The sequence below is a fragment of the Blastocatellia bacterium genome (genome assembly GCA_025054955.1).
Classification (GTDB): Bacteria; Acidobacteriota; Blastocatellia; order HR10; family J050; genus JANWZE01.
Map to the genome: position 1 here is coordinate 1 of JANWZE010000064.1, position 25,624 is coordinate 25,624.

A 25,624-nucleotide genomic window follows, 5' to 3' on the forward strand; every position below is an offset into this window, starting at 1 on the left:
GAACCAACATCCATACTCTACAACCGCCCAGGGAAAGACTACGCGGGCGGCCACAGCGAGCCGCCCGTACAGCCCCACCATCGAACCAACATCCATACCTTAACCATCTCGCAGGGAAAGACCTTTTTCGTGAAGCTAAAAAGCATGGCCACTCCTGAACGAATGAATGGGAATGCGCGATCTTCACGCGGCATTTGCTCTCACAACGATTTTCAGATGGCCGCTCAGGCTCAAAAGCCCGTCAGAAGTGGGCAGCATGAGCGTCAGGAAGGAACACGCAAGTGAACCCCGCTATAAGCGCCTGAAAACTGCTTGACGCCTTTTCCCGTGTGGGCTAGCTTTGTTTCCTAAGAGCGGAAGATAAAAGGCTATTCAGTGGATTGACTCTTCAAGCTAATCTGAGAGCTATTGTGTTGACGGAGGGATCAGTATGAGCAAACCCACAGCATGTTTATTAACGGCGCTAATCGCAGTCTGCTTTCACCTGGTAGGCGCGCCATCAGCAGCAGCGGTGCAATCTCAGGCAGCAGCGGCGGCATTGGAAGGAACCGTGGTAGACCCGACTGCGGCTGTCGTTCCTGGAGCGACGGTCACAGCTACGAACAAAGAGACCGGCTTGACGCGCACAGTGGTGACCGATGAGCGCGGTCGCTACGTGCTCTCACTGCTGCCGCCGGGTGATTACACTGTCACGGTGAACAAGGAAGGGTTCGCCGAGGTGAAATTCGACACAGTCACGCTGCGGGTCGGCGATACGGTGAGTCTTGAAGTCCGGCTTGAACTGGCCACCTTGCGCGAAGAAACGATCATCGTCGCGGCTGACCAACTGCCTCTTATCGAACCGACACGGACACATACAGGGACGGTCATAGACCGACTGGCGATTGACAAACTCCCGCTCAACGGACGCAACTGGACAGAACTGGTGCTGCTCACGCCCGGCGTCACCGACGCTGACGATTTCGGCAATGTCTCGTTTGGCGGCGCGGATCGGGTCTCCAACAACGTGCAAGTGGACGGCGCCGACAACAACAATGCCTTCTTCGGCGAAATTCGTGGACGCACGCGCGCGCCGTTTCAGTTCAGTCAGGAAACCATCCAGGAATTTCGCGTCGGCAACAACACGTTCGCCGCGGAGTTTGGTCGGGCCGGCGGCGGCATCGTCAACGCCATCACCCGTTCAGGCACGAACAATTGGCGTGGCAGTGGCTTTTACTACATCCGCGATGATCACTTCAACGCCAATAATACTGTGAATAAATCGTCACGGCCGCCCATTCCGCGACCCAAAGAGCGACGGCAACAATTCGGCGGCAACCTGGGCGGTCCACTGGTGCGCGACAAGCTGTTCTTCTTTTTCAATTATGACCAGCAAATTCGCAACGAGCCGCTCGGCGTGATCCTGAGCCGCGACGTAGAAAATGATATAGCGTCGCTGCCACCGGCCATACGCGCGCGTGCCGAAGCGTTTTTCTTCCCGCTGGCCGGCGCTGTGCCGCGCGACTTCGATCAGATCAATTTCTTTCCGCGTCTGGATTGGACGATCACACAAAACCACTCGTTAACGGCGACGCACAATTTCCAGCGGTATCGCTCGACGAATGGCGTCTTTTCGCAGCCGACAACCGACGATTCGATATACTCCAACGCTCGCAACTTCACCGACAGTTACACCACGGTCATATCGCTCAATTCCGTACTGACGCCATCAGTGGTCAACGAATTTCGCTTCAACTTTGTGTTCGATCACGTCGGCGATTACGCCAATGCGCCGTATTTGCCGCAGATCAGCGTGCGTGGCTTTGCGCTGGGCGCACGCAATTTCCTACACGGGCGGCCTGGCGAGTTTCCGGGACGTTACACCAAGGAGCAACGCCAGCAGTGGATTGACGGGTTGTCTATCATCAAAGGGCGTCACACGATCAAGGCGGGATTCGATATCAACCGCGTCGTGGATCGGAATTACTTCGCGCTCAACGTCAACGGCACATACAGCTTCTCCAGCGTGAACGATTTTCTGCAAGGCAACTTCAGTAGCTTTCAGCAACGCTTCTTCGCGCCTGATGTCACGCCGTTGGTTCGACAGACAGGCGTTGATTACGGGTTTTACATGCAAGACACGTTCCGATTGACCAACCGGCTGACGCTCTATTACGGGCTGCGCTATGACCTGCAAACGCTGCCGGACCCAATTGTCGTCAACCCTGATGTGCCGGAAACAGGCATCATCAACGAAGATAAAAATAACTGGGGACCGCGCTTCGGCTTCGCCTACAGTCCCTTTGGCGACAACAAGACAGTGATTCGTGGCGGCTACGGCATCTTCTACGGGCGCACGCCAAATCTGCTGATTAACGATGTGCTGACCAACAACAATGTCTATTCGTTCAACGTGTTCTTGAGCGCCGACGATGCGCGACAGCTTGGCATCACGTTTCCGGCCTTTGAAACGCTCAATCCGCTGAATCTGACGGCAGCCACCTTTGGCGGACTGAGTCAGCCGCCTGCCGGCTTCAGTCGTCGAGACCCGTTCAGCGACCTGCGCGTGTTTGCTCCTGATCGAGTGAATCCCTACATTCAGCAAGGCAACTTCGAGATCGAGCGCGAGCTGATCGCCAGCACAACCGTTGCTGTGACGTACTTGTGGACGAAGGGAACTCACTTGATGCGCGTCACCAATACGAACGTGATCCCGCCAACCGGATTCTCAACGATTAGCGAACTATCGGCTGACCGCCGCACCATCGTTCAATCGGTCCGCTTGCCGCGCATTGGTGTGACCACCGTTGCACTACGCCCAAATCCGTTTTATCGGCAAATTTTGACGATCCAGAGCGCATCCGATTCGGTCTATCATGGCATGGCGTTGCGCGTCAATCGTCGGTTCCGTCAAGGATTCTCGATGCTCTTGTCATACACGTTATCCAAGGCGATTGATAACATCGGCATCGTGGATGAGCGCAATTCGCTGGGTGGGTTCTCCAATTTGCTTGATCCGTTCAACGCGCGGCTGGATCGGGGTCCGTCGGACCTGGATCGCCGGCATCGGCTGGTGATCAGCGGCATTTGGGAAATGCCGTTTTTCAAGCGCGCCAACAACGCGCTGGTGCGACATCTGCTGGCCAATTGGAGCTGGAGCGGTATTGCGACGGTAGCCAGCGGTCGTCCCATCTCGGCTGAGGTCAATAGCACGTCATCTTCAGCCGATACCGATTTCAACGAAGACAATGTGATCTTCGATCGCGTGCCGTTTTATGGCCGCAACGCTTTCCGAGGACCGGATCAACGCTATGTAGACCTCGGACTGCGCAAGGAAATTGCCCTGGGTGAACGAAAGAGTTTGGAATTCATCTACCAGGTCTTCAATGTGGCCAATCATGCTCAGTTTACTATTGTCAATCGGAGCATGTACGATTCGGCGCGAACTGGCGGCGTTAATAACCGGCGATTCGTGTTGACACGACGGAACGATTTTCTGGCGCCGATCAGCGCGCGTCGAAATCGGGATATGCAATTTGGCCTGAAGTTCAAGTTCTGATTGATTGACCCGGTCAGGCTGGTTTGATACTATCTCTGGCCCGGTTTGAGTCAATTCTATATTCACGTGTGAAGCATGATGTCTGAAATCTGGCTCTCGCAGGGATGATTGTGGTTTCAGCTCATGCTTCACACGCAGAGCTTCAAGGAGGAGCATCTTTATGAATCAATTGAAATGGCTTGTATCCCTCGCGATTGTAGCCTGCGCGACAATTGGTGTCTTTGCTCAAGCAGTCATTATTGACGCGGTTGTGACAGGGCGGCAGATTGCCGATGCCAATGGAACAAACGTGGCTGCACCAAACAAAGTGGCGGTGACGGCCAATGGTTATGTGTTCACCGATATATCTGACGCTGCCAATGAACGAGTCTACCTGGCCGATGTCTCAACGACTCCGCCAAGGATTACATTGTTGACCGATGAAAATGCATTACGGGACAAAATTGATGCGGTCAACGGCGCTATGGCTCGTCCGGCGGCAGTTAGCATTCAGTCAGTCGGCGTGGCCGATGATGGAAGCATCATTCTAGCCAGCGATCAAAGCGGCGCTGAATCGGGCATGATTTTCCGCGTGAACCCGCAAACCAGAAATATCACGTTGCTGGCTGGACTGGATGGTCCGCCGACGCAAACCTCTGTTGAAGGCATAGCCTTCATTGCTGTCCGGGGCAAGACGATTTATGTCGTCCTCGAAGCGAACTTCGGCGCCCTCAACGGCGATAGCATTGCGATAGTCAGCGTGGACGCGCCTGATGGCGGCAGGACGCCGGCCCAAGAGTTTGTCGGAGAAGCTGAGCTGCGAAATATACTCGGTTTTACCGATCCGCTGGCCTTCAGGCCTGTCGGCTTCTTGCCGAATGGCAATCTAGTGATCTCCAACAGCGCGGCGGCAGCCGCTTCAGATGACATTCTGGAAATTAACACGCAAACCGGCGCGGTCACATTGCTGGTGGCCGCTACTGACATCGAAGCCGACATTGGCGCAGCGGATATTGGCCCCAACGGCGGCGCGGTGGATACCGACGGCACATTGTACCTCACTAACGCATTCGGCGTTGGCGATACTGATGACGGCGTGATCATCGTGCGCAATCCTGGCGGCGGTCGAGGCAACGCCGCCATGCTGGCTACTGAAGCTCAGATCATTGCTTCGCCCAGTATTGTCAACCCGGCTGGCGATCCGATTACGGGCCTTTTCATCATCAACGCTTCTGCTGTCTCTCCGAGGCGAGGCACGGTTGTCTTTGCGGACGGCAACTGCGATTGCCTGATACGCATTCGACAGCAGTAATCCACATCTTCACCACTACGACAGGGTTTCAAGCCGGACGCCGGCTTCAAGCCCTGTCACGCTTGCGAAACATAGCCCACGAAACGCGCCGACAACGCGAAAGAATCTCATCTTCATCGTTCGTGGTGTGCGGTTGCACACAAACAATTCCCTCAGGCCTTCACTGGAGGATCAAGTCGGCGCGACTGCGCGGCAATAACTGATAGCCGCTGTCAAACGGACGAAAGCGATCAAATTGGCTCAGAATGCCCACCACGCTGAACCGGCCTGATGGGGTGGTCATGCCTGGAATGCCCGTCTCGCGCAGAATGCGCAGCGTCACCTCACCAGTTCCATCGCCGATCAAGAGGTTTCCATTGTTGTTACTCGATGGAATTGAGCCATCAATGACTCGCACGTTATCCACGCGCACGAGCATTCCCTCGACCGTCTCGTCAAGCTGAGCGATTGTCCTCACAAGCGGGGTGACGCTGCCGCCCACGCCGAGCCTGCTTGCGCCGAACGGAGATGGGAAGGGAGCATTGGGCAGCGGATTGGTGACATCCAACATCAAGACGCCATTAAACACTGAGAGGCGACCGGTGACCGAAAGGAGGTCGCCCAGAACCGCTTGCAGGTTCGTCGAGCGCAAACGAAAAACATTGATGCCGGCTGTGGCATCTTGCACGTAAATATCACTGTTGCTACTGCTGAATGTTCCGTTGCTAACCGTCACGGTTCCCACAATGCGCGCGGGAAAACCAAGAAACTGCGGAACGCCCCAGTCGTCATTGACGCGCAACGCCGCAATGGGCGTTGTGCCGGCGAAGTAACCGCCGCGCGCGACTGTGATCTGTCCGGCTCCGTCGCGTGCTCTCACCTCATACTGAACACGCGCGCCATCAGGTTGAGCTGGAATCGTGCCGATGAAATCCGTGTTGGACACGCGGCTCAACTCCACTGTCGTGCGTTCACCATCGTTGATTGAATACGTCAGCGTCGCCGAATCAATCACACCGGAGTTATCGGCGATCTGCGCTTGAATGATGACGCGCTCATCGGAGCGAGGCAGGAGCGGCAAGTGCGTCACGATCACCGAGGGTGGAAAATCCGTGCGAAGGCCAGCTTCAGCGCCATCCTCAGCAAATGGTATTCGCGGCAAGCGGGCGCTGGTGACAATGTAACCGTTGCCGTTTGTTTCTACCGTGATTGTGCCACGAGCAACGATGCCTTGATGACTCACGCTGCTGCCGGAAGGACTCTGCTGATTTTGAAAAACAAACGGTGGACGATTGGCCGGCGCGTCGGCATCTGGCGGTGTCGGGCGCTGACCGCTGGTCGGCGTTGTGTTGATAAACAAATCGAGCGCCTCAACCGATGGATGCCCGAAGGTGTTGGTTCGTCCTGCTTGCACGATGCCGACCTCGGCTTTGAGCGCAGCGAGGAATGTCGGGTTGCTACTGGTGTTGCTGCCGTGGTGACTGAGTTGCAGAACGTCCACATCGCCGACCAATTGCGCGACAGTGGATTCAACATCCGTCGTATTGTTGCCGCCGCCGGTCAGGTCGCCAGCCACGAAGAAATCGAAATCACCATACTGAATGAGCAAGCCGATCGAGGCCGAGTTGTCGCGTTGATCGAATTGATCGGTGCGACCGAAGATGCCGACACGTCCACCGCTAGCCAATTGCCCGTTGACAACCAAGCAAGTCGCCGTCGCACCGCCGCCCAGATCAATCACCTGACCGGCGCGCATCGTCGCACGCACTGGTCGAGCAGCGTTCAGGTAGGCTGTAATGGCGGGATTGCTGGTAACGGTCAGGTCGCCACTGTCATAAGCGATGCCGGGAGCGAATCTGGCCGCCACTTCATCCAGCCCGCCGATGTGATCGGCATCGTAATGCGTGGCCACCATCACATCCAAGCGCGTAAGCCCTGCGCTCTCCATGAACGGAATGATGGCTGACGTGCCGGCGCCATCCGGTCCACCATCTATCAGCATGGTCTTGCCCGTCGGCGAAACGACAAGCGCAGCATGACCCTGACCAATGTCAATGAAATAAATTCGCAACAGACCGGCTTGCGGATGAACCAACGGCATGAACCACGCCACGCAGCTCACGACCAAACAACCGATAAATACTCTCGTTTTCATAGAACGGCATTATACAGCAAGGCCGTTTGATCCGCCCACAAACCGGCCTGTTGCCGATTTTTCTCGTCTCAGCCCGGACGCGTGCGTCGTCAACAGCCCTACCGGCGGCTCATCGCCGGCGGCCGCATCTTCTGAGTAGGTGGACAAAAGTTCTGGGACATTTTGGGGGACGGGCAGTTTTGGAGCGCGGTGACGTGTCACCGCTTCCCGACCAAAGCCGCGACACGTCGCAGCACTCCAAAAACGCCCCGACCTTTTGTCACATTACTTGGTTGGTTTCCTCGACCCCGCTTGGTTCCATCGAGGCGATGCGACTGGAGGCTAGAAAAACGGTCTGGCCAAACCGCCGAAAATCGAAACGGCGAGCCAGCCAATCACCATGTACGCGATCCAACCGATGAGGCACACCACCACGGCGCGTCCCGTCGTAGAATAATCGAGCGCCTGCCGCACAGCCACGACCATCGCGATGAGCATGAGAATCGAACCGACCAGCGACGCAATCCAGCCAAGCACCGGAATGACACCAAGAACACGAATGACGCCGGGCGCGCTGGCAAAACCAATCGTGCGCAACAACTCGCCATGCGTCGCCCGTGTCTGCGGCTCGGCGAACCAGCGCGTGCCGATGTAGTACGTCAGATAGGCCCAGATGAACCATCCGACAAGTCCCGCGATGGTTCCCAGGACAAGTCCTTTGACACCCAACGTGCTGATGCTGCCGATGCCGGCGGCCACACTGGAGAGAATGACGACCGTCATGGCCTGCCCCATGGCCATGGGGTCTCGCTCCACTTCCTCATACAAACTGACATCGAGCCGGGCTGCGCGAATCATGCGCTGTTGCAAATTCGACATTGGGACCTCCTTAGAAAGGATTTTGCTTCACCCACCTGCGGGCAGGATTGCGCCGCGGCACTCGCCCAAACCAATACGAGCAAATCCGTCGCGAGCGCAGTAACCACGTATGATGACTTCATCGCCGTCTTCCAGAAAGCGTCGTGTCTCGCCGGTCGGCAACTGGATTGGCTCCGTGCCGCGCCACGTCAATTCGAGCAAACATCCGCGCGAGTCTTTCGTCGGCCCTGAAATCGTTCCGCTGGCCAGCAAATCGCCCGCGCGCAGATTGCAGCCGTTGCTCGCATGATGCGTCAGCAGTTGCGCGACCGTCCAGTACATATCCCGAAATGTGCCACGACTCACTCGCGCTGGCGGGATGCGCTGCTCGCGCATGAGCGACGTACTCAACTCCACTTCCACGGTCACATCAATGCCGCCGTGTTGTTGATCGTCAGGCGCATGCAGGTAGGGCAGCGGCGGCGGGTCGCCATCGGCTCGGCGCAGCGCCGGCACGCGATACGGCGCCAGCGCCTCCATTGTCACAATCCAGGGCGAGATCGTGGTGGCAAAACTCTTGCTGAGAAATGGACCGAGCGGCTGATACTCCCACTTCTGTATATCGCGTGCCGACCAATCATTGAGCAAGCAGACGCCGAAAATGTGTTTCTCAGCGTCGGCAATATGAATCGGCTGGCCTAATTTGTTGCCCGGCCCGACGAAAAATCCTAACTCGACTTCGTAATCGAGCGCCCGCGATGGAGCGAATACCGGCGTGTCAGCATCATCGCTGACGGTTTGCCCCTGCGGGCGACGAATCGGCGCGTCACTAACCAGCAGCGACGAGGCGCGACCGTGATAGCCGACAGGCACATATTTGTAATTGGGAAACAGCGGGCTTTCAGGACGGAACATGCTGCCGACGTTCGTGGCATGGTAGATTGAGGCGTAGAAATCCGTATAGTCGCCGATGCGCGCCGGCAGCAGCATTCGTGCCGCGCGCATGGGGATAAGAACTTGCTTGATCAGCTCCTTGTTATCTCGAAGCTCAGGGCAATCGGCTCGCAGTAATTGACTGATTCGCCGACGCAGCGCCGACCAGTGCTCATGACCAAGCGCCATCAAGCGATTGAGCTGGCGCCGGCGACAAGCGCTGACCAGCTCGGCGTCTAACGAACTAAACAGCTCATGCCGGGCGCATTGGTAGAGATCAAGAATGCAATCGCCAATAGCCACGCCGATATGCGGTATGGTACGCCGACTGCCCCGATGTCGCCGTATGAACACGCCCAGCGGCAGATTTTGAATGGGAAAGTCACTCGTGGGATCGTTGGCCGATTCCACCCAACTTTTGAGATTCACATCGTGCGTCTCGTTGATCGAATAGATCATAACAGACCGAGCCGTTTCAAATCTTCGATGGGTTCAGACACCGAACATGAACCAAATGAGATGCAAAATCCTTCTCGCGCGGCGACGAGTTGCTCGATGCTGAGTCGCCACTCGTGCCAGGCGACCCCTTCGTCATCGAATTGAAAAGCGTCAGCCGAGGTTTCGTCCAGCACCTGGGCGGCCTGCTCGTGACTCATGCCATAGCGCAAGAACGCGCTGGTCAACGCCACGTTGAGGAATCCGTGCATCAGGCCAGACGGACTATCCGGCTCGTATGTCATCCGATGGACCGAACGAATTGGATGATGGAGTCCGGCCGTGGCTTTGAACGGCACGTTGGCGGCGGCGCAGCCCGCGATGAACCGGACGAGATCACCGGTCGAAGGAATCATCTCAGGGATCAGGCCGCCGGTGCGCACCTTGGCGCGCGCGCCTGTCCGAGCGATGGCCTCGATCAGTGGCTCAGCAGATGGCGCCAGCGGTATTTCAATATAGGCTGCCACGAACGGCGGCACGAGTTGCATCGCTCGCTCAACCTCGTCAACCCGGTCAGCTTTTAGCTCCAGCGTATCAATGAACGCGAAGGCGGAATGGCGCTCATTGAATTCCATGATCGTGGCGATGGCTTCCTGCGCCTGTGCACTGCACAACGCGCTTATCAACCAGCGCGGCTCTTGCTCGCTCTTTGACCAGTGTGCCACCGCTTCGCGCGCAAACTCATCGAGCCGCGAGACAGGCAGAACGAAGCGACCGAGCATCCAGGCGTGTTCACTGCGCCGATAGGCCGCATACTGCTCAACGGCTGCGTTCATTTCAAGCTGCGCCGGCGGAAACAAGCCGGCATAATCAATGAACGATCTCATCAGCGCGCGCAGCGAGTTGGCCATGCCGTGCCGCTTCTGGGACTGGCGATAGTCGTTCATTGCGCGAAATACTTCTTCAGCCCTTGCCAGCACTGATAGTAATCGTGTTGCAGGCAGGGCGTCTCGATGGCAAATCGTGTCGGTCGGATGACGTATCGCGTCTCGAACATGAAGGCCAACGTATTGCCCAGATACTGCGGGGTCAACTGAGCATGGGTGGCCTGCTCGAAGGTTGTGGCATCAGGCCCATGACCGGACATGCAATTGTGTAAACTTGCGCCACCCGGCACAAAACCTTCAGCCTTGGCGTCGTACCGACCGAAGATCAAGCCCATAAACTCGCTCATCACATTACGGTGAAAGTACGGTGGACGGAATGTGTCCTCGGCGACCATCCAACGTGGCGGGAAGATGACGAAATCGCAATTGGCCGTGCCCGGTGTGTCCGACGGCGAGGTCAACACCGTGAAGATCGAAGGATCAGGATGATCGAAGCTCACCGTGTTGATCGTGTTGAACCGCGACAGATCGTACTTATAGGGCGCGTAATTGCCGTGCCACGCGACGACATCGAGCGGCGAGTGATTAATTGAAGCCACCCACAGATGTCCTTGAAATTTCGTCACCCATTGAAACGCGCCTTCGCGATCTTCAAACGAAGCCACCGGCGTGAGAAAATCGCGCGGATTGGCAAGCCCGTTGGCCCCGATCGGCCCCAGCTCAGGCAGCCGAAATAACGCGCCGTAGTTTTCGCAAACATAGCCGCGGGCCATCCCGTCAGGCAGTTCAACAGAAAACTTAAGCCCACGTGGCAGCACGCACATCTCGCCCGGCGCCACTTCCAACAGGCCCATCTCTGTGCGCAGGCGCAAGCGCCCCAGTTGTGGCACGATCAGCAGCTCGCCATCGGCATCGGAAAAGAAACGATCGCGCATGGATGTGTTGGCCGCGTACATGTGAATGCCCACGCCGGTCAGTGTCGCCGGGCTGCCATTGCCGCCCATGGTTATCATGCCGTCAATGAAATCAGTCGGCTCGGTGGGCAGCGGCAGCGGGTCCCAGCGCAGTTGATTGGGCGATGGCGCGACTTCGTCAAACGGACCGCTGCGCCACCATCCATCGGGCATCTGCTTGAATGGCTCGTGCACAACCGTTGGGCGAATGCGATAAAGCCATGAGCGGCGATTTGCGGCGCGGGGAGCGGTGAAGGCTGTGCCGCTGAATTGCTCGGCATAGAGGCCGTAAGCGGGCTTCTGCGGCGCATTGCGCCCTTGCGGCAACGCGCCCGGTAACGCCTCAGTGGCAAACTCGTTGCCAAAACCGGATTGATAACGAAGCTCGATCTCCGCTGACATAGGTTCTAGAGATTTCCTCGACGCGCTTGTTCGCGCTCAATAGATTCAAATAACGCTTTGAAGTTGCCCTTGCCAAAGCCGCGACACCCCTTGCGTTGAATGATCTCGTAAAACAACGTGGGGCGATCTTCGACCGGCTGCGTGAAAATTTGCAGCAGGTATCCCTCATCATCGCGGTCCACCAAGAGGCCTAACTCGCGCACTGCGTCGAGCGGCTCTTCAATCGGGCCGACGCGCGCCGGCAACGCCTCATAGTAGGCATCCGGCACGGTCAGAAATTCGACGCCGTTCTCACGAAGCGAGCGGACTGTCTCAAGAATGTTCTCCGTGCGCAGCGCGATGTGTTGCACGCCGGGGCCTTGATAGCATTCCAGATATTCTTGAATCTGGCTCTTGCGTCGGCCTTCAGCCGGCTCGTTAATCGGAAACATGATTGAGTGCGAGTCATCAGACATGACCACGCTCATCAGCGCGCTATACTCGGTTGAGATGTCCTTGTCGTCAAACGTAATATAGCGATGGAAGCCAAGCACGCGATGATACCACTCAGCCCATTCGTTCATCCGGCCCTTCTCCACATTGCCCACAATATGATCAATGCGCAGAATGCCCACCGGTCGGCCCGGCGCGTTGGCTTCAACGTAGCCGGGCAGGAATGGCCCATCATAATCGCGATAGGAAATCAACGAATGGATCGTATCACCAAAGGTTTGAATCGCGGCGCGTCGAATGGAGCCATGTTGATCGCTCACCGTATGCGGTTCGATGGCCGGCTGAGCGCCGCGGGCGAGCGCCAGCTCAAAGGCCAGGTCAGCATCGTCCACTTCAAATGCGACATCCCGCACGCCGTCGCCGTGTCGCTTGATGTGTTCGGCTGCCGGATGGTCCGCGTGCTGTGGGGTCGTGATCACGAAGCGCACAGTTCCTTGCGTGAGCACATAGGATGTTGCGTCGCGTTGTCCAGTCTCCAGGCCGGCATAAGCCACCTGTGAGAATCCGAAAGCATGACGATAGTAGTATGAGGACTGCTTGGCGTTGCCCGACCAGAATTCAACATGATGAATCCGTCGCAGCTTCAAAGGATTTTCGCTCATCGGATATATGACCTCCTCTCTTGAGAATCGGTGTGGCGCAAGCTGGCAACTTGCGCCACGTCACGTTCCGTCTTGGTGGCGAACGTAAGCTTATGGATGATGCCCTTGAGCGTGTGGCACAGGTGTTGCTGCCTGTGCTCCATTTTCATGCTTCGTGGCGCGCAATAGTACATGGGTGATTCCTCAACAATTACAATGGGCGCGATTGTAACAGCAGAAGATGAGGCGAATCAAGCAGTGAAGAAGGGCAGCTAACGACTCAGCTTGACGGATTCAACGGCCTGAGGTATCTTAGTGCCCTCCTTGAGTGGGGCCATAGCTCAGTTGGGAGAGCGCTTGAATGGCATTCAAGAGGTCAGGGGTTCAAATCCCCTTGGCTCCACCACCAACTCCCTACATCAACTTCAGCGCAGCGACGTGTTCGCACCGGCAGCACATTGATCGGTTGCTCTGAGAATGTGGCACAGGCGTTCTCGCCTCTGCTCTCTTCTCATCGTTTCTGCCGCATCATCACAAACCACATGAACGACTCCGCTGGATAGAGCGATTTTAACTTAGCCTGTGAGCCCCGCATCTTGCGGACTAATGCATGCTGGAACCGTGCGTTCCCAGGGTAAACTCATTCACAAACCGCTCTAAGCTCGTGGAGTTTGGATAGAACGCGGATGAGGCGGATGCGGCGGATTTTCACGGATTGATCCGCGTTGATCCGCCAAATCCGCGTCATCCGCGTTCCATCAGCTTGTTCACTTCGAGCGATTTTCAATTGCATTTAGCCTGGTTGCCCCGCATCTTGTTGCGGGCTGATGCACGCTGCAAGCGCGCCCTAGGGTCAACTCATTCACAAATCGCTCGAACCAGGACGATTCGTCTCGTCACAGATGGCGTCTGTGCCGGTGGCATCCTCATTGGCTTCACGGCTTGCGCGGCAGTGTCAAGCTGGGGCCGGCGCCTTGCTCGATGGTGATGCTCTTGGGTTGGCCGTCGGCCATCTCGTATTGCACGAAGAAGCCGGCAGGCGCGCCTTCAATCTGAAATCGAGTCGGACCAACTGGCACCAATGTGTAGACCGGCTGCCCCGGCACTGTCGCTTTCAACTTGCCGCCGATTACCTCGATGATCACCTCGATGGGCGGCGCAGAGAGCGCAAACACGCCGGCGAATTTCTTCATCTCCGCCTCGCTCATAGCCACAGCGGCTGCCGGCGGCGCTTTTTCTGCCACTCGTCGAAAAATCATTTCGGAGACTCCAGGCAGGCCGAGTCTGACTTGAGATGCTTCTGCCTGTTCGTTGAGCGTGAACGAGACCAGCGTTTTCGAGCCGAGCGGATTGCGCCATTTGGCTTGGAACGTGTCATAATGCCAGTGCTCCAGCTCTCCGATGAACGCCGGACTGAACTGAGCAAGCAGCTTGCCGTTCTGCTCGGTGATTTTCAGTTGGCCATACACCTCATTCTCATACGTGCCGGCATACTTGGGCAGCGCCAGCGACGGCGTCGTTCCCATGACCCGCGCTTGCTCGATCTTTTTCTGTGCAGCCTCTTGTTGTTCCTGTAATGCTTTGAAGGCGCTCAGCACCTCGGTGCTCCAATCCCGCGCCGGCGCGCCCAGGTAGGCATCAAACACTCTGTAGACCAGAGCTGAGTGCAAGTAAGCGCCGCTCAGGTTGATGAGCACGACCACGCCCAACTTCTCTTCCGGTATCATGGCCACCAACGCGCTCATCCCATCAATAGCGCCGCCGTGCTGAACCACCTTGCGCCCTCGGTAATCATGCAAAAACCAACCCAAGCCATAGGTCATGAAATGCGCGTCGCGCATGAACAGCAGCCACTGCGGCTCTGGATCAAGGATCATCTGTGGCCGGTGCATCTCTTTGATGGCTCCCGACGAGAGAAGTCGCCGACCTTGATACATCCCTTCGCCCAGTTGCAGGCGAAGCCACTGGGCCATCTCTACGACATTGGAGTTGATCGAGCCGGCAGGCGCGACGTTATCAATGTTGCGCCACGGGATCGGCTGGACTTTGCCGTCAACCTTGGCGTGAGGTGTCGAAACATTGTTGCTCGCGCTCAACGCTGTCACACTGGTGTTGCTCGCCGACATGCCCAGCGGTGCGAAGATGCGCTCGCGGATGAAATCATCCCAACTCCGACCTGTCACCGCCGCGACAATCTGCCCGGCGGCCAGATACATGATGTTTTGATAGCCAAACTTACTGCGGAAACTCCAACTCGGTTTGAGGTAGCGGATGCGGCGCAAAATCTCCTGACGATCATACGCGGAGCCGTACCATAGCAGGTCAGCGCGTTCAAGCCCGCTGCGATGGCAGACCAGATCGCGCACCGTCAGTTCGCGCGTCACGTATGGATCGAAGAGTTGAAATCCCGGCAAGTGCTTCGTCGCCGGATCATCCCAGGAGAGTTTGCCTTCATCAACCAGCATCGCCAGCGCCGCTGTGGTGAACGCTTTGGAGGCCGAGCCAATGGCAAACAACGTGCGCTCGTCCACCGGCGTCGGCTCACCGAGCTTCCGCACGCCATAGCCTTTGGCCAGCACGATCTTGTCGTCTTTGACGACGGCGACGGCCAATCCTGGCACTTCCCAATCTCGCATCGCCTTGGTCACATACTCATCAAATCCTCGAAGCGGCGCCTCCTGCGCTGGAGCCACTGAACTGCTCATCAGCACAAGAAGCAGCAAAACAGTGAGTCGAATCATTGGTCGTTGTTTCATAGTTGATCGCTTATCGCTCCTTTCTCGCGGTGTGGTAATTCGGATAGGCTGGCTTCTTGGGCTTCGGCAGAGGATTCTTCCTGAGCATCTCCATCACCGTTTCCACCGCTTTCTCCAGTTGCGGGTCGCGACCGGCGCGCCACGCCGCCGGATCAAATTCAACTTCAATGTCCGGCGCGACGCCTCGATTTTCGACGTCCCACTGACCGTCGGGGCTGTAGAACGCCACGCGCGGCGCTGTGACCTGGCCGCCGTCTATCAGCGGCGGATAGTCGTAAATGCCGACCAGCCCGCCCCACGTTCGTTTGCCGATCAACGGGCCGATGCCCGCCCGTCGGAACATCCACGGCATCAGGTCGCCCCCACTGCCGGCATATTCGTTAATGATCATTGCCTTTGGTCCAAAGATGGAGCCAACAGGCGTGGTGAAATCTTCGCCTTCGCGCGTCGTCCAGTAATTCATCAACGGTCGCCGCAGGTAATCAATGATGTAATCGGCGGCCGTGCCGCCCCCGTTGAATCGTTCGTCAATGATGGCTCCTTCTTTGTGAATCTGCGAGAAGTAGTAGCGATTGAAATTGGTGTAACCACCCACAGCCGTATCCGGCAAGTAAACGTAGGCCAGCCGGCCTCCGCTCAGTTGATCCACTTTGCGCCGATTGTCTTCGATCCACGCCATGTTGCGCAACCCGGCCTCGCTGGCCACCGGCACGACGGTCACATCGCGTGCATTGGCGCCGCCGGGGTCAGGCCCAACTCGAATGACAACCTGCTTATCAGCCGTCCCTTCAAAGAAACTGTAGATGTTGTCCGACGCGCGCAGTTCACGCCCGTTCACAGCCAAAAGATACTCGCCAGCCTGAACGTTGACGCCCGGCTGCGTGAGCGGCGCGCGCAGTTGTGGATTCCAGTTCTCGCCGTTGTAGACGCGAGCAAAGCGGTAGCGCCCGTTCTCGATTTTATAATCAGCCCCTAGCAAGCCGCCGCGCACCGACGGCACCGGCGGCAGATCACCGCCGGCAACAAACAAATGTCCCAGCGACAGCTCGCCCAGCATCTCGACGAACAAGTAGTTCAGATCAGCCCGATGAGCAATTCCGTCCACGTATGGCCGGTACTTCTGCTCGGCGGCTCTGAGGTCTAGTCCGTGCCAGCCGGGATCGTAGACGAAATCGCGCTGAATCCGCCACACTTCACGATACATCTGGTTCCATTCGGCGCGCGGATCAACGCGGATTTCAACCTCGTCCAGTTTGAGCGCGCCTTCGCCCGGCTTGACCGGCTGCCCTGTGGCGGCGATGACCCATCGCTCGCCCTGCCGATAGAGCATCTTCTCGCCATTGGCTGACAGCTCAAAGGTCGAAATGCCTTCCAGCATTTTATCCAGCTTGCGTTTCTCCAGCTCAAATTTATGCAGCGTCACCGGCGTCGGACCGAGCAGCGCCGTTATTCCCAGCTCGGCTTCCAGCAAATAGATTGTCCCGGCTTTTCCGGCGATCATCCCTGTGTAATTCCGCGCCGGGATCGGCAGCGCCAGGATGCGCTGACTGATGTTTTCCAGGTCAATCGTCACCTTGTCAGGCTCCTTCTTCTCCGCTGGCTTATCAGCGCTGGCAGCCGCGTTCGCAGACCTTTGACCTTCTGACGGCTGTTTCTCTTCATCGCTTTCGGGCGCAAGCGGCGACGGCAGGTCTTTCCGCAAAACCACAATGTACGCGCTGCGCGTGACACGGCGATTGAAGCTGGACATGTCAAGCCAGCCGGTTGTCGGACCGACGTCGGTGCTGGTCGTGAAATAGATGTACTTGCCACTCTTGTCAAACGAGGCGAATCGGGCGTCGCTCATCCCGTCGGTAATCTGATAGCTTTTTGCTTCCTCCACTGAATAGACAAACACCGTGCCCAACCGATTCTTCAATTGCTTGGTATAGACGATCCAGCGGCTGTCGGGCGACCAGGCTGGATCAAACATCCGCCAAGGGTTCTCGTATGTGTTCGTGTCCACTTTGACCGGCGTGCCCTTGTCCAAATCAACGTACCACAGGTTGAGTCGCTTGTCGGTATAAGCGATCTTCTTGCTGTCAGGCGACCACGTCGGCGAATAGAAGAATGAAGGTGGGTTGCCGAGATTGATTTTTCGCGTTTCGCCCATGCCGCTTTGATCGCGCACATGCAACTGATACTCGCCCGATTCATCGGAGAAGTAAGCGATCCATTTACCGTCAGGCGACCACGCAGGATCACGCTCGGCCACGCCGGGCGTGTTGGTCAGATTGCGCGCGTTTCCCTTCTCGGCGGGCACGGTCACGATCTCGCCACGCGCCTCGAACACGGCGCGCGCGCCGGTGGGCGAGAGTCCAGCAGAAACGATCCGGTTGGTGAGCTTCTCGAAGCGCGGTCGCACGCTGAGCACATCGCCGGCCACCTGGATATTGAGTCTCTTGGTTTGTCCACTGCTCAGATCGAACAGATGCAGCGAACCGAATTGTTCATAGATGATGGCTCCCGGACCGGCGGACGCCGATTTAATGTCCAGCCCATCGTTGCGAATGACCTGTGTGACTCTCTTTGTGGCTGTGTCATAGGCAAACAACGTCACCGGCCCATTGCGGTCTGAGAGGAAGTAAATTCGATTGCCGATCCACATCGGGTTGAAGTCGTTGGAATTCTCGCGCGGGATCTTCTCGATGGTTGAGTCGGCTAATTTGGCAATCCAGATGGGCGTGGTCATGCCACCACGATAGCGTTTCCACGCTTGGAAGAATTGTCCCTCACCGGGAAACGGCTCACGCGCAATCGGCAGATAGGCGAGCCGCGAGCCATCGGGCGAATACGCGCCTTCTTCAGCCATCGGCAGCGGCAGCTCGGTCGGGAATCCGCCCTCCAACGGCATGGTGAACAAACGACTGAAACGCGGCGAGTGACTATTGCGATTTGATCGGAAGAGCACCTGCTTTCCATCAGGCGTCCAGCCGACCACCACATCCGCTTCCGGATGATAGGTCAACCGACGAGGAACGCCGCCCGTGGCCGGAACTATGTACACATCCACGTTGCCTTCATACTCTCCGGTGAAAGCGATCATTTGGCCATCGGGAGAGAAGTGCGGCCGGGTCTCCAGGCCGGCACCGGTCGTCAACCGTTGGGCCTGCCCGCCGTCTCGTCCGACAATCCACAAATCGCCGGCAAAGGCAAAGACAATATGTGTCCGACTCAGCGTCGGCTGTTGCAGCAACAACGGCTTTTCTGCCTGCCCAAAGCCAACGCCGATGACTATCAGCACGAGGCAAATCGTCAACACGCTTGGTCTGATCATTTCCGTCTCCTCTCTCATGATTCAATGTAGGCTGGGAGCGCCCGCCTCTAGCGTGCTTAGCGCAGACTACAGGCGTAGGCTCCCACAACCATTTTGCTAACAACCACCTCCCGTTTTGAATGAAGTGAGAGGTTTAGAGGGTGAAGCTGTGTCACTTGGCAAGCATAGGTCAACAAACTGAGGGCTCCCCAGCGGGAGCCCCCAACAAGGACGTCTCAACGACATTGTGTTAGTCTTTGCCTGTAGGCCTGCGTTCGTGATTGCACGGTGCTACCACTCGACACGGAAGCCGAACTGAATAGCCCGTGGTTCATTAAATTGATCGCTGAGGACGCCGAAGGCCGTCGGATTGAGCAAGCTCAATGTCGGGTCGGCGAACTCGACTCGATTGAAGATGTTCAAAAAGTCGAATGAAAAGACAGTCCGAACGTTCTCGGTGATGTTGGTCTTTTTACCGAGTGAGAAATCCAGGTTCCATCGCGGCAAGCCCCGCAGCACGCCACGAGCCTGGCGTCCGTCTTCGCTGATGCGGATTCGACGGAAGCTGTTGAACGCGGCTTCGGGGTTGGCAAACAGGTTCAGACCGGAGCCACCTCGCGCCGGATCGCTCGCTGTGCCGATACCATTGGAACCAGCGACGCCTGATTGCACTTCGTTGGGGAAGTCAGGCTTGCGCAGCGGGATGGCTCCGGCCGCCGGTGAGAAGTTCAACGGGTCACCGCCCCAGACCTGATTGCTTTGCCCGACCGTCAGCGGCAAACCACTATTGGCCGTGTAAACCCCTGAAACGTACCAGCCGCCGACGAGCTTATCCAGCGCCGCCCCTGTGTTCCAGTAGCGACCACGACCGAATGGTAGGTCGTACAACCAAAGCGCGTTGAAAACATGACGCCGGTCAAAGTAGCTTGGCCCGTAGTCAATGTCCGGATCATAGGCTGAAGAGTAGGTCTGAATGAAGTTTTGGGTGACCCCAATCTGATCGAGTGCCTTCGACAGTGTGTAGTTCAGATCGAAGCTCAACCCTTGTGAGAACCGCTTGCGCAACGTAACGAAGAACGAATGATAGTTAGAGCGACCGCCATCAGTGCGCATCCAGATGTCCAGGACTTGCAGGTTGGTTATCGGCGGTCGGCCAGCAGTCAACCGCGAGATTTGAATCGAAGTCCACAGGTCGTTGAGCAACCCATCGCGGAAAGCAGCCGTCTGCGACGTAGCGAGGTTCACCGTGCCGCCTGTGCCCAGTTGATTTTCAAACCAGGGCTGCGGCGTCACTGCGCTGGGCGCCACGCCGGCACGAAGTTGCCCGGCTACGGCATCAAATGCCTGCGCTAAGGTCTGGCCTGATGCCGCATCTTTCATGAAGAACGGCACTGCGCTGATCTGCACGTTCTGGTTCAGATTGCGCCCCAGCCGACCAGCATACCCAAGCTCCACCAGCAAGTCGCCCGGCAGCTCTCGCTGGATAGTGAAGTCAAAGCTGTGGGAACGACCCACGGTGATGTCCGGGTCTACCTGGAAAGAGAGTAGTTCGCCAAACACCGGTGAGGGCACAACCGGCGCGGTGACTGCCGGAAATGGAGGGATGGGAGCCGGACCGTCCACACCGATGCGGAAGGCATTAGCAGGCTCGTTGGCGTTGGCGCACTGACCGCCGATGCGTGGCCCGCGGCAGTTAATCGTCTGCGCAAAGCCCACACCCAGAAGCGGAATGATGACCGTTTGGACCGTGTTCAACCGATCGAAGAGAATTGAGTAGCCGCCTCGCAAGACCGTCTTGCGATCGCCAAACAACCGACCCCACAGGCCGCTGTCAAATGAGGGATTCCAAGCGACGGCTGCGCGCGGGCCGATGTTCTTCCAATCAATGTCGAAGATGCGGCTACGACTGGAATTGGCAATCGGCTGGTAGGCCAGTTCTGGATTGAAGATGTTGCCTGCTTCAGCCGCTCGTCGCCGCGCGGCCAAGTATCCTGCCGAGGTGATGATTTCACCGCTGGCTCGATCAATGAGGAACGTCTGCCGGTCTTCTTTCTCCTTGGGCGGTGTCTGCCACTGATAGGTCACCCCGTAGGTCAACGTCAGCGATGGACGCGCGCGCCAGATGCTGCTGAAGTAGAACTCAAAGGCTTGGACGCTGGCGTCCACTTCTAGCGGCGTGCCCAGCGGCTTTGGCTTCAGTTGACCGTCACGCACGGCCATGATGCTCACGTTATCAATGATCCCGAGCATGCCTGCATAGAGCCGATTCCAGCGCGTCACGTCGCCGGCCTGCAGGCAGTTGGTTGTGAGCGTGCCTGTGCAACTGGGCGGACGATTGGTCGCCGGAATCGTGACGGCAGGTCCATCGTCTAACTCTGCGACCAGTGAGGCGAGCGAGCCAACGACTTTGTCATCGCGCAAATGATAAAGGTCCAGATAGCGCCAACTGCCGCCAAACTGGAACGTGTGACGACCCTTGACCCACGTGGCATTATCAACAAGCTGCGTCACGCGATCATTGACGCCCTGCGTGCGGGCCAGTTGCGCGTGGATGTCAATCGGCTCTGATACAAGTCCACCGAAGCTCGGATGGCCAGCCACCTGCAAGGCCACGTTCGTGCCCGGTACCTGCGGGAAGGGCGAAGCCCGCTGCAACCACCAGAAATTGCGCTGCCAGGAGAAGCGCAATTCGTTCGTCAGCAGCGGCGTCAGTTGTCCTGTCAGGCCAGCCACCATGAAGCGTGGCTGCACCGGAACTTTGGCCAGCGATGCCGGCTGCCCGAGCGTGTTGCCTTGAAGCAGGCCGCCAATATCCAGTTGCGTCGTGGAATTCGACGTCTGGCGGCTATAGCGAAAGCTGCCGTCAAACCGCCACCTGTCGGTGAAGTTGTGATCGAGCCGCACGACCGCGAAGTCGTTGTTGACGGAGGCATCGGCTGTGGATCGAAAACCGATGGTGTTCAGTCCGTCGCCAAGCGTGGGATCATTGCCCGCCGGCAGCTTGTTCCACAACTCTCGCACCACTGGATTCAAACCGACGCGACGCGGATCGCACAGATCAGAATTGGTCGGGCCGCACAATGTCGAATTAGCCAGATTGTAACTGACGACATTGCCGCTGGCATCGCGGAAACGCAAGATGCCCGCCCGCAGCGAATCAGTGGGTACAATGCGGTTGATGTCCACCGCCCGCGGAAATCGCCGACCTTCATAATGGCCAAAAATGAACGTCCGATCCTTCCACAACGGACCGCTGCCGGAAAATCCAAAGCGATTGTCTTTCAAATCTGGTTCAGGAACATTTGGGCGACCCGTGACGGGATTGCGCCCGGCTCGGTTGCGCGTCCAGGTATTGGCGTTCAAGTTGTCATTCTGATGGTACCAATAGGCCGAGCCGTGAAATGCATTTGTGCCCCGCTTGGTCACAAACGTGATCTGGCCGCCTGACGAGCGCCCGAACGTCGCGTTCGGGTTGGTCGTGCCGACGCGGAATTCCTCCACACTTTCGACCGGCACGGGGATGATCGGCTCCGGACCGCCGCCCAGCGGCCTAGCAGGGTGAGTCCCGACTGTGTTATCGGTGGCGTCAGCGCCATCGAGCGAAAACGTATTCTGATCGCTACGCGCCCCGGCGACCTGGCCGCCCACATTATCATTCACCCCGACACCGCGAAACGGCATCGTCAACGGCTGGAGAAGATAAACACTGACGGCGCTGCGATTGGGATTAGGCAGCCGCAGCAGCCGCTCGCCCTCAATGACATTACCGACGGTGGCATCCACTCGTTGCAATTCAACGCCTGCGCCGGCTGTCAATTCCACCACTTCGGTGACGGCACCCGGCTCAAGCGTAAAGTTCACGGTGTAGGCTTTGGCCACATCCACTTTCAGCGATGGAACGACGCCTTGCCGAAAGCCGGCCATGCTCACCGTGATTTTGTAGACGCCTGGAACCACATTGACAAACGTGTATTGGCCCGCCGCGTTCGTCTCCACGCTGCGGACAGCGTTGGTTGATGTGTCAAGCAACTCAACCTTCGCACCGACCACGACAGCGTCAGCCGGGTCTGTGATGACGCCTGTGACCGTCGCGGTCGCCGCCGTCTGGGCCGCAACCGTGGGCGCCAGCGCCAAGACGAGGCCTACACAGAAGAAAGCCAGAGTTAGACGATTCATAGCAGTCACCTCCAATGCTGAATTCGGCGTCTTCGCATGACGCGCTGTGTTTGTTTCCCTGGTCATGTTTAACTCGAATCAACCGCTCGTATTGAGTTCAGCGTAGGTGTACAACAGATGTTGCAAGAAGTCAAGTAAATAAACGCTTGTTGCAATGGCGCTCTTGAGTTTCTCGCCCATTCTGCCCTACAATCGGCCTTCTGCGATGGGGATCTCTATGAAACAGAAGCAGCTCACCAATGGTGAAAACCATTTAGCCGTTCCGCCGACGCCGCTGGAAGCGCGCTTCGCTCAGGCGCGAGCCCGGCTCTCGCCACGCCGGCAGGAGCTCCTGCGCTCCATTCTGGAGACGCCTGACGAGACATTTTATCTCTCTTCACGCGAGCTGGCCCAGAAGTATAACGTGGATGCTGCCACCATCGTGCGCGTCATTCAGGCGCTTGGCTATGACCGATTCGCTGAATTCATGGCCGATCTTCGGCAACACTTCATGATGCGGATGACCCCCTATACCATCATGCGGACGGCTGCCCAAGAGAAACGAAGTGTGGCCGATCACATCCGGTATAGCTTGGAACGCGACCTGGAGAACCTCGATCATCTCAGGCAAAGCCTGAACACAGCGCATGTCGAAGACCTCGCTCGGCGCATTCACCGGTCGCGACGGATCATGGTGGTCGGTGTGGATTTCGCCGCGTCGCTGGCTTGCTGCCTGGCCTACGGCCTGACGGCGCTGGGGTTCGATGCGGAGGCGCCGGTGGGGAGCACCGGCAATCTTCAATACCGCGTCCGGCTCCTAACCAAACACGATCTGCTGATCGCCATTAGCTTCCGGCGATGCCTCAGAGTCACCGTAGATGCTGTGCGCCAAGCTCGCGAGCAGGGCGTACCGACGGTTGGCATCACCGACCACAGCACGACGCCGCTGGCTCGCTATTGCGATACTTATCTGCTGGCTTCGATTACAAGCCCGTCATTCACCGGCTCCTATGTCGCGCCAATGGGGCTCATCAACGCCATCTTCGTCGCCTGCGCTCATGTCAAACCGAAACGCTCGTTGGCGGCGCTTCGTCCGACTGAACAAGACTACCGATCCGGCTCACGCTGGTATTATGAACCTCGTAGTAATGAGACGACGGTGAAGACAAATCAGTCAAAAAGAGAATAACACGCACGGAAGCATCTGTTCTCGCGTTTTCTCTGGGGCCGCACACCAGCATGTTCGATTTGCTAATGGTCATGCGCCGCCTCTGGGACGCGGTTCGCGGAGAAAACCGGCGAGCGAAAATTCAGACTCGCGTTATCATGCAGGGGATTGTCGAACACCTTTTTACACCCATCCTCATCGAGGGTCTCATCGAACGTCGCGAGGAATGACGGCAGCAACTTGGCCCATGAAAGCGATGCTGGACGCCCTGCGATGTATCGCAAGGCGGCAAGCATTACAACATTCGCTCTGAATCGCCGACAGGAGATAAGCGATTCATTCAAGTGAAAGGGCGGGCGCAATCGGGCGCGAGCATTCTCACTGCTGCTGCAGCCGACAAACTCTGACAATCAGATGACTGCGCCTTTCGTTCCATCGTCACCGTCGGCAAAGGTGAGCGTCTGCGCCCGTGCATTATCCAGAACGCAATGGCACGCCTGTCACCCCCAAAAGTACTACCGGCAGGTGCAATGTCTAGTTGATCAGAAAGATTGGCAGAACGAATGTGAGCAAGTGTACGATATGGCAGAGGATTGATAAGCATGAAGGAATCACGGAAAGCTACGGGGATGCGTTGCACGCACATAGAGCTAAAAAACTGGCGTAATTTCACCACCATAGATGTTGCATTGCCGCGTCGAGTGTTCCTGGTCGGTCCGAATGCGTCCGGCAAATCAAATCTCTTGGATGCCTTTCGCTTCGTTCGAGACCTGGTCTCGGTCGGCGGCGGTTTTCAGGAAGCAGTACGGCGGCGCGGCGGCGTCTCCAGCCTGCGCTCGCTAGAGGCGCGCAGATATTCGGATATTGTCATCCGAGTTCGGGTTGGTCACGATGAGAATCCTACGGCTTGGGAATATGAACTCACCTTCAATCAGGACAATCTGAGGCGGGCGGTGATCAAATCAGAGAAAGTGTACAAGCAGGGCCAGAAAGTTCTTGATCGTCCGAACCAGGATGATCGTCGAGACCCAGAACGATTAACGCAAACATACCTTGAGCAGGTCTATGTCAACCAGGCGTTTCGTGAAGTCGCGGACTTTTTTGCCTCGATTCGGTACCTTCATGTAGTACCCCAATTGATTCGTGAGCCAGACCGTTCGGTGGGCAGGAGGAACGATCCGTTTGGGGGAGATTTTTTAGAGACATTGGCGCGTACTCCAGAAAAGACTCGGAATGCTCGATTGCGGCGCATCCGCGAGGCGTTGACTTTTGCCGTGCCGCAACTGCGGGAACTGGAACTCGTGCGCGATGTGCGCGGCACACCCCATTTGCGCGGCAAATACGAGCATTGGCGTCCGCAAGGGGCTTGGCAAACGGAGGAACACTTCTCCGATGGAACGCTCCGGTTAATCGGACTGCTCTGGGCGATGATGGAAGGGGCAGGTCCATTGCTGTTGGAAGAGCCTGAACTCTCCCTCCACCCAGAAGTCGTGCGCTACATTCCCCAGATGTTTGCCCGTGTCGGGCGGCGCTCTGGGCGACAGGTGATCGTCAGCACGCACTCATCAGAGATGTTGCGCGATGATGGTATTGGCTTGGATGAAGTTCTTCTCCTGCTACCGGGAGACGAGGGGACGGAGGTGAGACCCGCTGGCTCCTTTGCAGAAATCCGTGTGCTCTTAGAGCAAGGACAGAGCCTGGCGGAGGTTGTCATCCCGCATACCCGCCCCAAAGACGCAGCGCAGTTGACGCTTTTTGAGGGATAGG

The 25,624-nt window shown here is 57.3% G+C and carries 14 protein-coding genes and 1 tRNA gene; 6 read left to right on the forward strand and 9 right to left on the reverse strand.

All coding sequences use genetic code 11. From position 1 onward, the window contains the following. From NZ823_09135 to NZ823_09145, 3 genes are all read left to right on the forward strand, one after another. The coding region (locus NZ823_09135) for a hypothetical protein (GenBank protein MCS6805288.1) at positions 1 to 285 on the forward strand (285 nt) is incomplete at its 5' end. Positions 286 to 430: 145 nt separating this feature from the next. Then, positions 431 to 3,538 (forward strand): TonB-dependent receptor, encoded by a 3,108-nt coding sequence (locus tag NZ823_09140; GenBank protein MCS6805289.1) that lies wholly within the window; start codon positions 431 to 433, stop codon positions 3,536 to 3,538. Between the two features lie 160 nt (positions 3,539 to 3,698). After that, positions 3,699 to 4,829 carry a hypothetical protein gene (locus tag NZ823_09145; protein MCS6805290.1) on the forward strand — a complete coding sequence of 377 codons (1,131 nt, stop codon included), beginning with the start codon at positions 3,699 to 3,701 and terminating at the stop codon, positions 4,827 to 4,829. Positions 4,830 to 4,989: 160 nt separating this feature from the next. Here the strand turns inward: NZ823_09145 and NZ823_09150 are convergent, their stop codons facing one another. The 6 genes from NZ823_09150 to hppD all read right to left on the reverse strand — a co-directional run bounded on the left by NZ823_09150 (position 4,990) and on the right by hppD (position 12,504). Beyond that, entirely contained in the window at positions 4,990 to 6,963 is a 1,974-nt protein-coding gene (locus NZ823_09150; protein MCS6805291.1) for an MBL fold metallo-hydrolase, read from the reverse strand. Positions 6,964 to 7,284: 321 nt separating this feature from the next. Continuing rightward, positions 7,285 to 7,821 carry a hypothetical protein gene (locus tag NZ823_09155; GenBank protein MCS6805292.1) on the reverse strand — a complete coding sequence of 179 codons (537 nt, stop codon included), beginning with the start codon at positions 7,819 to 7,821 and terminating at the stop codon, positions 7,285 to 7,287. 27 nt (positions 7,822 to 7,848) lie between these two features. Then, positions 7,849 to 9,192 carry a fumarylacetoacetase gene (fahA, locus tag NZ823_09160; protein MCS6805293.1) on the reverse strand — a complete coding sequence of 448 codons (1,344 nt, stop codon included), beginning with the start codon at positions 9,190 to 9,192 and terminating at the stop codon, positions 7,849 to 7,851. Then, on the reverse strand, positions 9,189 to 10,115 hold the full coding sequence (locus NZ823_09165) for a hypothetical protein (GenBank protein ID MCS6805294.1): 927 nt from the start codon (positions 10,113 to 10,115) through the stop codon (positions 9,189 to 9,191). The genes fahA and NZ823_09165 overlap by 4 nt, the downstream gene beginning before the upstream one ends. After that, positions 10,112 to 11,410, reverse strand: coding sequence for a homogentisate 1,2-dioxygenase (gene hmgA, locus NZ823_09170; GenBank protein MCS6805295.1), 1,299 nt, complete (start codon positions 11,408 to 11,410; stop codon positions 10,112 to 10,114). The genes NZ823_09165 and hmgA overlap by 4 nt, the downstream gene beginning before the upstream one ends. 5 nt (positions 11,411 to 11,415) lie before the next feature. Continuing rightward, positions 11,416 to 12,504: a 4-hydroxyphenylpyruvate dioxygenase gene (gene hppD / locus NZ823_09175; GenBank protein ID MCS6805296.1), complete on the reverse strand. Its 1,089-nt coding sequence runs from the start codon at positions 12,502 to 12,504 to the stop codon at positions 11,416 to 11,418. Positions 12,505 to 12,813: 309 nt separating this feature from the next. Here hppD and NZ823_09180 point away from each other — a divergent pair. Further along, positions 12,814 to 12,889 (forward strand) — tRNA-Ala (locus NZ823_09180). Positions 12,890 to 13,418: 529 nt separating this feature from the next. On the opposite strand, the gene NZ823_09185 is transcribed toward NZ823_09180, so the two are convergent. From NZ823_09185 to NZ823_09195, 3 genes are all read right to left on the reverse strand, one after another. Continuing rightward, entirely contained in the window at positions 13,419 to 15,239 is a 1,821-nt protein-coding gene (locus NZ823_09185; GenBank protein ID MCS6805297.1) for a serine hydrolase, read from the reverse strand. Between the two features lie 10 nt (positions 15,240 to 15,249). Beyond that, positions 15,250 to 18,555 (reverse strand): PDZ domain-containing protein, encoded by a 3,306-nt coding sequence (locus NZ823_09190; protein ID MCS6805298.1) that lies wholly within the window; start codon positions 18,553 to 18,555, stop codon positions 15,250 to 15,252. A gap of 270 nt (positions 18,556 to 18,825) precedes the next feature. Then, positions 18,826 to 22,710 (reverse strand): carboxypeptidase-like regulatory domain-containing protein, encoded by a 3,885-nt coding sequence (locus NZ823_09195; GenBank protein MCS6805299.1) that lies wholly within the window; start codon positions 22,708 to 22,710, stop codon positions 18,826 to 18,828. A gap of 217 nt (positions 22,711 to 22,927) precedes the next feature. Here NZ823_09195 and NZ823_09200 point away from each other — a divergent pair, with 217 nt between their 5' ends. Both NZ823_09200 and NZ823_09205 read left to right on the forward strand, forming a co-directional pair. Then, complete coding sequence (locus tag NZ823_09200) at positions 22,928 to 23,878, forward strand: MurR/RpiR family transcriptional regulator (GenBank protein MCS6805300.1); 951 nt, start codon at positions 22,928 to 22,930, stop codon at positions 23,876 to 23,878. A gap of 581 nt (positions 23,879 to 24,459) precedes the next feature. Continuing rightward, the gene (locus NZ823_09205) at positions 24,460 to 25,623 is read left to right on the forward strand and encodes an AAA family ATPase (GenBank protein ID MCS6805301.1); all 1,164 of its coding nucleotides are present in this window, start codon (positions 24,460 to 24,462) and stop codon (positions 25,621 to 25,623) included. The last annotated feature ends 1 nt before the right edge of the window (position 25,624 follow it).

Coding starts and splice junctions, on each gene's coding strand:
- NZ823_09140 (MCS6805289.1), top strand. CDS start 431: ATGAGCAAACCCACAGCATGTTTATTAACGGCGCTAATCGCAGTCTGC.
- NZ823_09145 (MCS6805290.1), top strand. CDS start 3,699: ATGAATCAATTGAAATGGCTTGTATCCCTCGCGATTGTAGCCTGCGCG.
- NZ823_09150 (MCS6805291.1), bottom strand. CDS start 6,963: ATGAAAACGAGAGTATTTATCGGTTGTTTGGTCGTGAGCTGCGTGGCG.
- NZ823_09155 (MCS6805292.1), bottom strand. CDS start 7,821: ATGTCGAATTTGCAACAGCGCATGATTCGCGCAGCCCGGCTCGATGTC.
- fahA (MCS6805293.1), bottom strand. CDS start 9,192: ATGATCTATTCGATCAACGAGACGCACGATGTGAATCTCAAAAGTTGG.
- NZ823_09165 (MCS6805294.1), bottom strand. CDS start 10,115: ATGAACGACTATCGCCAGTCCCAGAAGCGGCACGGCATGGCCAACTCG.
- hmgA (MCS6805295.1), bottom strand. CDS start 11,410: ATGTCAGCGGAGATCGAGCTTCGTTATCAATCCGGTTTTGGCAACGAG.
- hppD (MCS6805296.1), bottom strand. CDS start 12,504: ATGAGCGAAAATCCTTTGAAGCTGCGACGGATTCATCATGTTGAATTC.
- NZ823_09185 (MCS6805297.1), bottom strand. CDS start 15,239: ATGAAACAACGACCAATGATTCGACTCACTGTTTTGCTGCTTCTTGTG.
- NZ823_09190 (MCS6805298.1), bottom strand. CDS start 18,555: ATGATCAGACCAAGCGTGTTGACGATTTGCCTCGTGCTGATAGTCATC.
- NZ823_09195 (MCS6805299.1), bottom strand. CDS start 22,710: ATGAATCGTCTAACTCTGGCTTTCTTCTGTGTAGGCCTCGTCTTGGCG.
- NZ823_09200 (MCS6805300.1), top strand. CDS start 22,928: ATGAAACAGAAGCAGCTCACCAATGGTGAAAACCATTTAGCCGTTCCG.
- NZ823_09205 (MCS6805301.1), top strand. CDS start 24,460: ATGAAGGAATCACGGAAAGCTACGGGGATGCGTTGCACGCACATAGAG.